We start from the raw sequence: 12,646 nt of genomic DNA on the forward strand, positions 1-12,646 counted from the left end.
CTTCAACGCGACGTACGAGAACGCGGCGATTCAGCCGCCGGCCAGGAGCTTCTTGACCGTGGCGGCCACGCGGCCGCCCTCCGCGCGCCCGGCGACCTGCGGGTTCACGATCTTCATGACCTGGCCCATGGCCCGCGGCCCCTCGGCGCCCGCGCCCTTCGCCTCGGCGACGGCCGCGGCGACGATCTGCTCCAGCTCGTCGTCGGAGAGCTGCTGGGGCAGGTACTCGGCGAGCACCTCGCCCTCCGCCTTCTCGCGCTCGGCCTGCTCGGGGCGGTTGCCCTGCGTGAAGGCGTCGGCGGCCTCGCGGCGCTTCTTCGCCTCGCGGGTGATCACCTTCTGCACCTCGTCGTCGGAGAGCTCGCGCTTCTCCTTGCCCGCGACCTCCTCCTTCTGCACGGCGGCGAGCGTCATCCGCAGCGTCGAGGAGCGCAGCTCGTCGCGCCCCTTGATCGCGGCGTTGAGGTCGTCCTGAAGCTTCGACTTGAGCGTGGTCATGGGGCAATTGTGGCAGGTGGATCGCGTGCGTGGCCCCTTGATTTCCGGGGGCGGCCGCCCGGGGGCCCCGGGGCGTCCGGCGGTCGTACGGGGTCTGACACGATGGAGGCATGCGCGCGCGATACGCAGTACCTCTGGGAATCACGGCGACGGCCGCGGCCGGAATCGCCTACTCCGTGGGCATCGAAGCCCGCTTCTTCCGGCTGAGGCGGGTGACGGTCCCGGTGCTCCCCGCCGGAATGCGCCCCCTGCGCGTGCTACAGGTCTCCGACATCCACATGGTGTCCGGACAGCGCAAGAAGCAGCGCTGGCTGCGGTCGCTCGCGGGCCTGCGCCCGGACTTCGTGATCAACACGGGCGACAACCTGTCGGACCCGGAGGGCGTGCCGGAGGTCCTGGACTCGCTGGGCCCCCTGATGTCCTTCCCCGGGGCCTACGTCTTCGGCTCCAACGACTACTACGGCCCGACGCTGCGCAACCCCGGGCGCTACCTGATCGAGAAGATGCAGGGCCGCCACGGCCTCAACGGCAACAAGCCCGTGGTCGGCGCGGTCCACAATCCGTGGGAGGACCTGCGGGACGGCTTCGACGCGGCGGGCTGGGTGAACCTCACGAACACCCGCGGCGCGCTGAAGATCGACGGCTACGAAATCGCGCTGACCGGCCTGGACGACCCGCACATCAAGAGGGACCGGTACGCACGGGTGGCGGGCGGCCCGGTGACCGACGCGGACTTCTCCATGGGCATCGTGCACGCCCCGTACCTGCGCGCCCTCGACGCCTTCACGGCCGACGGCTACCCCCTGGTCCTCGCGGGCCACACCCACGGCGGCCAGCTGTGCATCCCCTTCTACGGGGCACTGGTCACCAACTGCGACCTGGACACGGACCGGGTGAAGGGCCTGTCGACGCACCAGGCCGAGGGCCACACGTCCTACCTGCACGTCTCCGCGGGCTGCGGCACCAGCCGCTACACCCCCCTCCGCTTCGCGTGCCCCCCGGAGGCCACCCTCCTGACCCTCACGGAACGCTCCCCGCACGCCTGAGACCCACCCGCGCCCCACCCCGCAAAACCGGATTTCGTCTCCGGCCGCCGGTCCGCTAAAGTAATCGATGTCGCCGCGACCTGCCCAGGCAGGACCGCCGGAACAACGACATCGGGGTGTGGCGCAGCTTGGCAGCGCGCTTCGTTCGGGACGAAGAGGTCGTGGGTTCAAATCCCGCCACCCCGACAGCCGTAAGAAGACTGAGGGGCCCGATCCGTACTGCGGATCGGGCCCCTCAGTCGTTTTGGGGCTTCTGCCTGCTGGCTACGCGCCCGGCTTCCGTGGTGTGACGATCGGGAAGCGGGGGTCCGGGAAGACCAGGTAGCTGAAGACGGTGTCCGCCGCGGACCGGTCGTCCACCTGGATCGTGCCTGCCGTGACCTGGTCGTTGAAGTTCTGGGTGAAGCGCGGGCCGGCCAGGGCCAGTTCGTTGAGGGCCTTGCGGGTGAGGGAGATGGTGGCGGTGGGCTTGCCCGCCAGGGGGTCGGGGCCGTCCACGTAGATCAGTACGCCGTTGCGCAGGGTGGTGGTGCACTCCTGGTGGGGGGCGTCGAGGATCCAGCGCAGGACGATGGGGGTGGCCTGTTCCTCTGCCGCCCTGGGGCCGTCGACGCTCTTGGCCATGGCCTGGAAGAACAGGGACAGGGTCATGCTCCGGACCAGGTCCGAGGCCCCGTGCTGGACGCCCTTCTGAGGGCCGTCGACGACCTCCTGCGCGCCGGTGAGGTAGAAGTTGCGCCAGGTGGCGTTCTCGGCGCCGAACCCGAGCTGGGTGAAGGTCTGGGACTGGAGCTGCTTGGCCTTCTCCAGGGTGTCCTTGGAGAGGGTGAAGTCCGGGTCGCCGGAGGCGAAGATGACGTGGTTGAGGAGTTCGGCAGCCCAGCGGTACTGGGGCGGATCGGCCGAGAGTGCCTCCTGCGCCTTGGAGTTGACGGCCTCCGGGCCGCCCATCGCGGTCACGTACTGGACGCCCGCCGCGACGGGCGGCAGCGTCCACAGGTGGGCGGGGTTGCCGTCGAACCAGCCGATGTAGCGCTGGTAGACGGCCTTGAGGTTGTGGCTCAGCGAGCCGTAGTAGCCCTGGTCGTACCAGTGCTCGGCCAGGCCGCGCGGCAGGTTCTGGAGCTTCTCGGCGATCTCGATGCCGGTGTGGCCCGCGTCGATCAGGCGCAGCGCCTGGTCGTTGAGGTAGGAGTACATGTCCCGCTGGTTGGAGAGGAATTCGATGATCGATTCCTTGCCCCAGCGCGGCCAGTGGTGCGAGGCGAACTCGACGTCGGTGTACTCGCCGAAGGTCTGGATCGCCTCGGTGAGGTACTTCGACCACGCCTGCGGGTCACGGACCTGGGCGCCGCGCAGGCTGAGCAGGTTGTGCATGGTGTGGGTGGCGTTCTCCGCCATGCACAGGGTCCTGCACTCGGGGAAGTAGAAGTTCATCTCCGCGGGCGCCTCGGTGCCGGGCGTCAGCTGGAAGACGATGGGCACGCCGTCGACGGTGTGCGCGTACAGGCCCGGCCGCCACGGGATCACGTACTGCGGGGACCAGCCGCTCTCCGGCGTGGTCGGGATCTCCGGGCCGCCGACGTAGTGGCGCGGCGGGATCAGCGTCACCTCGCCGGTGGAGATCGTCAGGCCCAGGCCCGCGCCGACCTGCGCGTACGGGCTCTTCTCGAGGTTCGCGGCGTACATGTACTCCGCGCGGCGCGCCATCGCGGGCCCCGCGAGGACGTTCTCGCTGATCGCGTGCTCCAGGAACCCGACCGGGGCGTAGACCGCGAGGTCGGGCGGGACCTCGTCGCCCTTCTCCGCGAACAGGCCGCGGGAGCCGCCGAAGTGGTCGACGTGGCTGTGCGTGTAGATGATCGCGCTGATGGGCCGCTGGTCCTCGGTGATGTTCCGGTAGAGCCTCAGGGCGTACTGGGCCGTCTCGTACGAGGCGAGCGGGTCGATGACGATCAGGCCGGTGTCGCCGGTCACGATGGTCATGTTCGACAGGTCGTAGCCGCGGATCTGGTAGATGGTGCGGGGTCCGTTGCTCGTGACCTGGTACAGCCCGGCGTAGGCCGTCAGGATTCCCTGCCGCCACAGGCTCCCGTTGACGGAGGAGGGGTGGTCCTCTAGCTCGCCGTCCCGCAGGAAGTCGTAGGCCACGAAGTTCCAGGCCACCGCGTCCTTGCCGTCCTTGGCCGGGATGAACGGCACGTCCGGCGGCGCCAGCATTCCCCGCTGGGCGTCGGTGAAGTCGGTGGACTCCGGTAAGGACTTCGCCTGCCGGTTGCGGGTCTGGATGTACTCAGAGGGCTCGACGGGCTCGATGGGCTCAGTGGTGCCGGCCATGTGCAATCTCCTCGAGAGACGTGCGGGAATCCGTCGCCGCGGACGGACAGGAGTGACTCTCTGTTGATGCATGGCCGACGCTAGGCAACGCCGATGCCCCTTACAAGGAAGCGATCTCGCCACCGCTTCCCATTGATCGCCGACTGGCCGGAAGCCTCCGCCGGGGGTGACCGACGGGGCTCCGCGCGGGGTGCCCACGGGCGCCCCATCGGATGCGCCAGACGTCCGCGTCAGCGGAAAGCGGCCGCATTCCGCCCCGCCCACTCCGCATACGTGCGCGGTACGCGGCCGAGGATCCGCTCGACGGCGGGGCTGACGCGTGCCTCGGCGGGGGTGGGGGCACCGAGGATGGCGAGGGTCGTGTCGGCCACGGGGGCGGGCATGAAGTTCAGCAGCTGTGCGCGGGCCTGCTCGCGGGTCTGTTCGGTGAAGCGGACGGGTTCGCCGAGGGCCGCGGCCAGCGCGTCGGCCTGCTCTCGGGGGGTGATCAGGGCCGGTCCCGTGAGCTCGTGGACGTGGCCCGCGTGGGCGGGGTCGAGCAGCGTCGCCGCGGCCACCTCCGCGATGTCGTCCGGGTCGACGACCGGCAGGCCGACGTCGCCGAAGGGGGCGGCGACGGTACGTGTCGTACGTATCGACTCGGCCCAGGCGTAGGTGTTGGACGCGAAGCCGCCGGGGCGCAGGATCGTCCACTCCAGCCCCGAGTCCCGGACCGCGTCCTCGATCGACCGCAGCAGCGCGCCGTGCGACGGCGAGTCAGGGCGGGTCGCCACTCCCTGGGAGGACAGCAGCACCACCCGCTCCACGCCGCCGACCCCGGCCACGTCGAGGATCCCCCGGGGGTCGAGCGTGTGCGCGCTCGCTCCGCCGCTCTGCAGGAACAGCGCCCGCGCGCCGTCGAAGGCCGGCCGCAGGCTCTCGACGTCGGCCAGGTCCGCCCGCCGCCAGTCGACTCCCTCCGGCACGTCCGGCGCCGAGATCCCCCGGGACGTCGCCCGGACCTTCTCGCCCGCCGCCGCGAGCGTCCGCACCAGCGATCGTCCGACGTTTCCGGTCGCTCCGGTCACCACGATCATGTCGTCTCCCTGAGTTGGTTGGGTGGTCAGCCAGTCAGCGGTCAGTTAGCCGGTCAGTTCGTTAGTTAGATAGTTAGTTAGTTGGCTGACTTAGATGGACGCTAGCACGGTACACCCGGCGGTTGTCTATAGTTAGTCAGGTGACTGACTCAGCGAAGGTTCGCGGCGGCGGGAAGCGGCAGCGGCTCATGGCCGCCGCCGCTCAGGTCCTGCACCGGCAAGGCGTGGAGCGCACCACCATCGCCGACATCGCGGCCGCCGCGGACGTGCCGGTCGGGAACGTCTACTACTACTTCAAGACCAAGGACGAGCTGGTCCGGGCCGCGCTCGCCGAGCACTCGGGGCATCTCGCCGCGCTCACCGAGGGGCTCGACGAGCTGCCCGATCCGCTGGGGCGGCTCAAGGCGCTGGTCGGGATGTGGGTCGAGCGGCGGGACACCGCGGCGCGGTACGGCTGCCCCACCGGCACCTTGGCCGCCGAGCTCGACAAGCGGGCCGAGGGCGGTCTCGACGCGGAGGCGGGCCGAGTCGTCCGGCAGTTGCTCGACTGGGCCGAGCGGCAGTTCCGCGAGCTGGGGCTGCCTGATCCGGGTGGGCTCGCGCTCGCCTTCGTGGGCGCGTACCAAGGGATGTCCCTGCTGGCCAACGCGCTGCGCGACCCGGATGTGATGGTCGGCCAGGGCGCCCGGCTCAACGACTGGCTCGACGGGCTCGGTGGACGCGGTGCAAGCGGCGCAAGCGGTGGGCCCGACGGCCCCGGCGGCCCCGGCGGCGCGTGATCGGTCTCCCGGCTGCCGCCGCCGCGTCGTATCGGTACCGGTCCCTCCCCTCGTGGGGACCGGTACCTAACGAGGCGAGCGGCGTCGACCCGCGCCGGAGCGGCGTGGGTCGGTCGAGGGTCCGGCGTCGCGGTCGACATGGCAGCGGTCCGGGTGTGACCGCTCCATGTGTCTGGCGAGTCCGTGTACCGGAACCCTCACCACCGCTTATTACTCCGGCGAAAACCAGCCAGGAGGGTGCAGCGCCATTCGTCACCTCTCCGAGCGTCGGGCCCGGTGGCCTGCCCTGACGCCTCGCGGTTGGTTCGCTACTGCGCCGCGATCCTGCCAGTTGAGGGTGCGGCTGAGGAGCTTCCGGTATCGTCCGGCCCACTTCGCCGCAGGTCAGGCGTATAAAGTGAGTTTTCCGGTCCGGATGTCCAGGTGCGGCGGAAGTGAGGGGTGGAGGCCTTGGGTTCCGATTCGGGGGCACGTGAGGCCTTCGCGGAACGCCTCGCGCTGCTGTATCAGGAGGCCGGAAATCCGCCCCTCAAGCGCGTCGCCGAAGCGGTCGGGCAGCTGCAGCGCGTCGACGAACGCGGGCGGCCCGTACGCGTGTCCGCGCAGCGCATCAGCGACTGGCGGCGCGCCAAGAACGTGCCCGCCCACTTCGCCGCCCTCGCCGCGGTCCTGCACGTCCTCATCCCCGAGGCCCGGCGCAAGCGGCCCACCCCGGTGTCCGTCGGCCTGTACGACCTCGCCCACTGGCAGCGCCTCTGGGAGCTCTCCGTCGCCGACCCCGCCGGGGACCGGGCCGCGGCCGCAGGCGAGGACGAGGAGCGGACCCCCACCGACACCCCGGCCGTGCCCCCCGTGTGCCCCTACCGCGGGCTCGCCTCGTACCGCGAGCAGGACGCGCAGTGGTTCTTCGGCCGGGAGCGCAGCACGGACGCCCTCGTCGCCCAGCTCCGCGCGGCCGAGAAGTCGGGCGGCCTCGTCATGCTCGTGGGCGCCTCGGGGGCGGGGAAGTCCTCCCTGCTCAACGCCGGTCTGGTGCCCACCTTGCAGAACGGTGCCCTGGGGGCGGGGAACGGCCCGGTGCTGCAGCTGGTGCCGGGAGCCGATCCTGTCGGTGAGCTGGTCGGTCTCATACCGGGGCTCGCCGAAGAGATATCGGAGACAGATGCCGGTACGCCCGAGTTCGCCCGTGCCGTGCGTGCCTCTCTCAGCGCCTGGGCCGCGCGAGGGGACGCCGCCTGGGCCGAGCAAGAGGACCACCCCGCCGGGGCCGAGCGCCTGACGCCCCCCTCCCCCCGCCCCGTCCTCATCGTCGACCAGTTCGAGGAAGCCTTCACCCTCTGCTCCGACGAGGCCGAGCGGCGTACGTTCATCCAGCTCCTGCACGCCGCCTGCTCACCCGCCGAGTCCGGCGACCCCGGCGGCCCCGGCGGCCCCCCAGACCCCGGCGGCCCCGCGCCCGAGCCAACCCCCACCCCCACCCCGGAGCCCGCCCCCGCCCTCGTCGTCCTCGGCATCCGCGCCGACTTCTACGAGGAGTGCCTCGGCTACCCCGAGCTGGCCGACGCCCTCCAGCACCGGCACATGGTGCTCGGACCGCTGACCACCACGGAGCTGCGGACCGCGGTGACCGGACCGGCCAAGGCCGTCGGCCTCGAACTCGAACCCGGGCTCGCCGAGCTGATCGTGCGGGAGGTGAGCACGGGCGGGCCGCGCGGGGCGCACGACGCGGGCGTCCTGCCGCTCCTCTCCCACGCGCTGCTCGCCACCTGGCAACGGCGCAAGACGGGGAAGCTGACGCTGGCCGGGTACCGCGCGGCGGGCGGCATCCAGGGGGCGGTCGCGGCGACCGCCGAGCGCGCCTGGTCCGGGCTCGACCCGGCGGCGCGTTCCGCCGCGCGGCTGCTTCTGCTCCGCCTGGTCCACCTCGGCGAGGACACCCAGGCCACCCGCAGACGGGGGACGCGGCGGCAGTTGGCGGAGGAATCGACGAACCCGGACAAGACCGAGGAGTCCCTCGAAGCGCTGGTGCGCGCCCGGCTCGTGACCCTCGACGCGGACACCGTGGAGATCACGCACGAGGCGCTCCTGCACGCCTGGCCGCGGCTGCGCGACTGGATCGACGAGGACCGGGGCGACCATCTGCTGCGCCAGCGCCTGGAGGAGGACGGCAGGGCCTGGGAGGACTCCGGCCGGGACGCGGCGCTGCTCTACCGGGGTTCGCGCCTGGAGCGGGCGCGCGCCTGGGCGGAGTCCGCCGGTGACACCTTCCTGACCCGCGGCGCCGCGGAGTTCCTGGCCGCGTCGGCCGGGCTGCGCCGGCGCATGCTGTGGATCAGCCGGGGCGCGGTGGCGGCGCTCGTCGCCCTGGCGATGGTGGCCGTCGTGTCCGCGGTGGTCGCCTCGCAGCAGCGCAACGACGCGGTGACCGAGCGGAACGACGCGGTCTTCGAGCAGGTGACCGCCGAGGCCGACCGCGCCCAGTCCACCGATCCGTCGCTGTCCGCCCAGCTCGACCTGGTGGCGCACCGGCTGCGACCGGACGACGAGGGGACGCGGAACCGGCTGATCTCCATCGTCAACGCGCCCCTCGCCACCCCCCTCCTCGGCCACACCGGCGCCGTCTACCTCACCTCGTTCAGCCCCGACGGACGGCTCCTCGCCACCGCGAGCTACGACCGGACCGTCCGGCTGTGGGACGTCCACGACCGGGCCCGGCCCAAGCCCCTCGGCAAACCGCTCACCGGACACGGGAGCTGGGTGAGCAGCGCGGTCTTCAGCCCGGACGGCGACACCCTCGCCAGCGCGTCCGACGACGGCACGATCCGGCTGTGGGACGTACGGGATCCGCGCGATCCGCGCCCGTTGGGGAAGCCCGTGACCGGGCACGGCGGCACCGTCTACCTGCTCGCGTTCAGCCCGGACGGGCGCACGCTCGCCTCCGCCAGCGAGGACCACACCGTCGGCCTGTGGGACGTGCGCAGGCCCAGCCGCCCGAAGGCTCTCGGCGCCCTGACCGGCCACACCGCCGCCGTGCGCTCCGTGGCGTTCAGCCCCGACGGGCGGACCCTGGCGGCCGGGGGCGACAACGGCACCATCAGGCTGTGGGACACCGCCGACCCGCGCCGTCCGGAGCCGGTCGGGCGGGTCCTGACCGGCCACACGGACACCGTGCACTCGGTGGCATTCGACCACGAGGGCCGCACCCTCGCCAGCGGCGGCTCGGACAACACCATCCGGCTCTGGAACGTGACCGAACCCCGCCGCGCGGCCTCCCTCGGCGCCCCCCTGACCGGCCACACCGGCCCCGTCTGGTCCGTGGCCTTCAACCCCGCGGGGACCATGCTCGCCGCCGCGAGCGCGGACAGCACGGCGAGCCTGTGGAACGTCCGCGACCCGGCGCACCCGTCGCAGGTCGGCGTGCCGCTCGCGGGCAGCAGCGGGGAGGTGTACGCGCTCGGGTTCAGCCCCGACGGGCGGACGCTCGCGACGGGCAGCGGCGACAACAAGGTCCGCCTGTGGTCGATACCGACGTCGGACATGATCGGCCGCATCGGCTCGTTCCGGCCGGACGGGAAGGTGCTCGTCACCGCCGCGCGCGACGAGAAGGTCCGGCTGTGGGACGTGCGGCGGCCCGACCGGCCGGAGGCGCTGAGCAAACCGTTCAAGCCAGGGGCGGGTGCCGTACGCAAACCCACGTTCTCCCCCGACGGCGACACGCTCGCCGTCGGCACCGGGGCCCGCGCGGTGCGGCTGTGGAACGTCAGCGACCCGTCCCATCCCGTCTCCTACGGTCCTGCCATCGAGCTGCGCACCCGGTTCGCGGCCGCGATGGCCTTCAGCCCGGACGGGCGCGTCCTCGCCACCGCCTACGAGGACCGCACCGTCCAGCTGTGGGACGTCGGCGACCCGGCCCGCCCCCGCCCGCTCGGCGCCCCGCTCACCGGCCACAAGGGGTACGTCAACGACCTCGAGTTCAGCCCCGACGGCCGCACGCTCGCCAGCGGCAGCTCGGACGCCACCCTCCGGCTCTGGGACGTGGCCGACCCGCGCCGCGCCACCCGCCTCGGCAAGCCCCTCACGGGCCACCTCGGCCCCGTCAACACCCTCGCCCTCAGCCCGGACGGCCGGACGCTGGCCAGCGGCAGCGACGACAGCACGGTCCGGCTGTGGAACATCACGGACCCGCGCCGGGCGGCCCCCCTCGGCTCCCGCCTCACCGGCCACACCGACGCGCTCGTGTCCCTGACGTTCAGCGAGGACGGCCGCACCCTGGCGAGCGGCGGCAACGACAACACGGTCCGGCTGTGGGACGTGCGCCGTCCCGCGCGGACCGCCCCCATCGGGCACTCGATGAGCCCCAACGCCAAGACGGGAAGTTTCCTGTCGTTCAGCCCTCAAGGTCACATGCTCGGAGTTTCCAGCGGCACGGATACGGTCCGGTTGTGGAACCTGGACACCGACGAGGCCATTCACCGTATTTGCTCGACCACCCAGGGTGTCCTGACGCGGGAGAATTGGCACGAGTATCTGCCCCGGCTCTCGTACGCGTCGCCGTGCGAAAGGTGACGGTTTCGCTGTTATCCGCCGGGGTTCACGGCGCGTGATCCCGCTCACAACCGGCCAACTCCGGCCCATTCCCTCCCCCTGCGCCAGCAGGCTTGTTACGGTTGGGCACAGCCCGATCGCTGGTGCATCCCCCGTCGCCAGCGATCGGGCCCTTCCATGCCCTCGTCGACCTGTGGGTTTACCGCCATTGCGCCCTCCGCAATGCGTCAATGCGTCGAATTGCAGAGCTCTTTCAATACTCGCGACGCATCCGAACGCACATCTCGCGACGCATCTCATGGTGCAACTCGCAACAGCGGGGCCGGATTACGACAAAAGATCTGTTCCACCTACATGCAACCCCTGTTACCCCCTACCTGAACCCCTGTCGGCGAATATCTCGTTGAGGGGCGTACAACACCCCTTCACGGCTCCTCCGGAAAGGTGGTGAGCGCCGTGCGCAGGCGCGTCGTCATCGTCACGGCAGTCCACGGCCCCTCCGCCCCGTACCTCGCGGGCGCGTACGAGTCGCTGCGCGCGCAGCGGCTCCCCGGAGGGTGGGAGTGGCACTGGGTGATCCAGCAGGACGGCACGGGCCCGGACGTCGCCCCGCACGTCCCGGACGACGCCCGCGTGACGTTCCGCCAGGGCAGGCCCGGCGGGCCCGGCGTCGCCCGCACCCTGGCCCTCGGCCACGCGGACGGCCCGTACGTGAAGGTCCTGGACGCCGACGACCAGCTTCCCCCCGGTGCGCTGGCCCGCGATCTGGCCGCCCTGGAGAGCGATCCGACGCTGGGGTGGGCCACGTCCCGCGTCCTCGACCTGCTGCCGGACGGCAGGACCGTCGGGTTCCCCGGGGATCCCTGGGAGGGGCCGATAGAGCGCCGGGCCGTGCTCGACCACTGGGCCACGCACGACTACCGCGCGCAGGTCCACCCGGCGACGCTCTTCGTCCGCCGCGACCTGCTCGTCGCGCTCGGCGGCTGGATGGCGCTCCCGGCGTCGGAGGACACCGGCCTGCTCCTCGCCCTGAACGCGGTGGCCCGCGGCTGGTTCTCCGCCGAGGTGGGCCTGCTCTACCGCAAGTGGCCCGGCCAGGCGACGAGCCAGCCCGCGCACACGGACGCCGCCGAGCGGAACGTGCGCATGGCGGTGGTGGAGGCGCGGGCGCGGGCCCTTGCCGACCTCGAGTGGCGCTACTGAGCGGGGCCTTCGGCCAAGGTCGGCTTCGCCCCGCCCACCGCGCCCCCGCCCGTGTCGTCTGCGCCCACAACCTCTGCGCCCACAATGTCCGTGCCCACGACGCCCGCGCCCACAACGTCCGTGCCCACGACGCCCGCGCCTACAACGTCTCCGCGTCGACGCGCGAGAAGATCAGGTCGCTCTCCTCGACCACGGGCCCCCGCAGCCGGACCGGCGCGACGGCCGGGCCGCGCAGGGCCGCCGGGTAGGTCCCGGCCGCGTACTCATTGGCGATCCGGTAGGCGTGGAATCCGTGCTCCCGCATGATCGCCATCAACTCCTCGGCGGAGTGGCCGAGTTGGCGCATGCGGTCCGGGGTCACCTCCACGGTCACCTCGGCGTCGGGGCGCAGCCGGTCGAGCATCGGGGCCATGCCGCGCACGACACCACCCTCGGCGCCCTCGACGTCGATCTTGACCACCCGGGCGGTGGCGATCTCCTCGTCGTCGAGCAGCTCCGGCAGCGGGCGGGCCTCGATGTCGAACTTCGACTCGGCGGGCCCGTCGTAGGGGACGATGCTGTTCGCCCCCATGTTGTGCGAGCTGGCCAGGACGAACGTCAGCGTCTGAGTCCGGTCGGACACCGCGGCGTTGAGCGCCCGGACGTTCCCGCAGGCGTTGAGCCGCACCTGCCGCAGCAGCCGCTCGTGGAACACGGGCGAGGCCTCGACCGTCACCACCCGCCCGGTCGGCCCGACGAGCCGCGAGGCGAGCACGCCGAAGTACCCGATGTTGGCGCCGACGTCGACGAAGGTGTCCCCGGGGCGGAGCCGGCCGCGCAGCCACCGCGTCATGTGGGGCTCCCACGAGCCGAACAGGTAGAGGTAGCGCTGGATGAGGTCCTGGGTGTCGACGGCGAACCGCACCCCGGGCAGGCCCTCCGCACCCCGCGCCCCGAAGTCGACGTCCACCACGCGGCGGCGGGGGTGCTCCCGCAGGCGGGCGTTCAGGTGCCGGGAGACCAGCGCCGCCTTGCCGAGGGTCCCCGGCGCCCGGCGCACGTACGCCCGCGCCAGCGTGGTCAGGGCCTCCGAGGCGGAACGCGCCCCCGAGGCGGGACGGCCCTCCGAGGTGGGATGCGACATCCGGTCCGCCTGCCTCTCCGCACGGTGGTTCGCGGACCC

Annotated in this window: 8 protein-coding genes and 1 tRNA gene; 5 read left to right on the forward strand and 4 right to left on the reverse strand. The window is 72.0% G+C overall.

Going from position 1 to position 12,646, the window contains the following annotated elements; translation table 11 throughout:
- Positions 1-30: 30 nt before the first annotated feature.
- Complete coding sequence (locus ACFVHO_RS38685) at positions 31-498, reverse strand: GatB/YqeY domain-containing protein (RefSeq protein WP_385725213.1); 468 nt, start codon at positions 496-498, stop codon at positions 31-33.
- A 110-nt stretch (positions 499-608) separates the two neighbouring features.
- On the opposite strand from ACFVHO_RS38685, the gene ACFVHO_RS38690 reads away from it, so the two are divergent.
- Both ACFVHO_RS38690 and ACFVHO_RS38695 read left to right on the forward strand, forming a co-directional pair.
- Complete coding sequence (locus ACFVHO_RS38690; protein WP_385725214.1) at positions 609-1,544, forward strand: metallophosphoesterase; 936 nt, start codon at positions 609-611, stop codon at positions 1,542-1,544.
- A 112-nt stretch (positions 1,545-1,656) separates the two neighbouring features.
- Positions 1,657-1,730: transfer RNA gene (locus ACFVHO_RS38695), tRNA-Pro, on the forward strand.
- A 78-nt stretch (positions 1,731-1,808) separates the two neighbouring features.
- On the opposite strand, the gene ACFVHO_RS38700 is transcribed toward ACFVHO_RS38695, so the two are convergent.
- Positions 1,809-3,881 (reverse strand): alkyl/aryl-sulfatase, encoded by a 2,073-nt coding sequence (locus ACFVHO_RS38700; RefSeq protein WP_385725215.1) that lies wholly within the window; start codon positions 3,879-3,881, stop codon positions 1,809-1,811.
- A 230-nt stretch (positions 3,882-4,111) separates the two neighbouring features.
- Positions 4,112-4,957, reverse strand: a complete 846-nt coding sequence (locus ACFVHO_RS38705) for an NAD(P)H-binding protein (RefSeq protein WP_385725216.1) — start codon at positions 4,955-4,957, stop codon at positions 4,112-4,114.
- A gap of 188 nt (positions 4,958-5,145) precedes the next feature.
- Here ACFVHO_RS38705 and ACFVHO_RS38710 point away from each other — a divergent pair, with 188 nt between their 5' ends.
- The 3 genes from ACFVHO_RS38710 to ACFVHO_RS38720 all read left to right on the forward strand — a co-directional run bounded on the left by ACFVHO_RS38710 (position 5,146) and on the right by ACFVHO_RS38720 (position 11,484).
- Positions 5,146-5,736, forward strand: a complete 591-nt coding sequence (locus ACFVHO_RS38710; protein ID WP_385725235.1) for a TetR/AcrR family transcriptional regulator — start codon at positions 5,146-5,148, stop codon at positions 5,734-5,736.
- Between the two features lie 441 nt (positions 5,737-6,177).
- Positions 6,178-10,302 (forward strand): NACHT and WD repeat domain-containing protein, encoded by a 4,125-nt coding sequence (locus tag ACFVHO_RS38715; protein ID WP_385725217.1) that lies wholly within the window; start codon positions 6,178-6,180, stop codon positions 10,300-10,302.
- A gap of 435 nt (positions 10,303-10,737) precedes the next feature.
- Positions 10,738-11,484 (forward strand): glycosyltransferase family 2 protein, encoded by a 747-nt coding sequence (locus tag ACFVHO_RS38720; RefSeq protein ID WP_385725218.1) that lies wholly within the window; start codon positions 10,738-10,740, stop codon positions 11,482-11,484.
- 139 nt (positions 11,485-11,623) lie between these two features.
- On the opposite strand, the gene ACFVHO_RS38725 is transcribed toward ACFVHO_RS38720, so the two are convergent.
- Entirely contained in the window at positions 11,624-12,607 is a 984-nt protein-coding gene (locus tag ACFVHO_RS38725; protein WP_385725219.1) for an FkbM family methyltransferase, read from the reverse strand.
- Positions 12,608-12,646 lie beyond the last annotated feature (39 nt).

This window comes from Streptomyces sp. NPDC127108, from assembly GCF_042677545.1.
Lineage (GTDB): Bacteria > Actinomycetota > Actinomycetes > Streptomycetales > Streptomycetaceae > Streptomyces.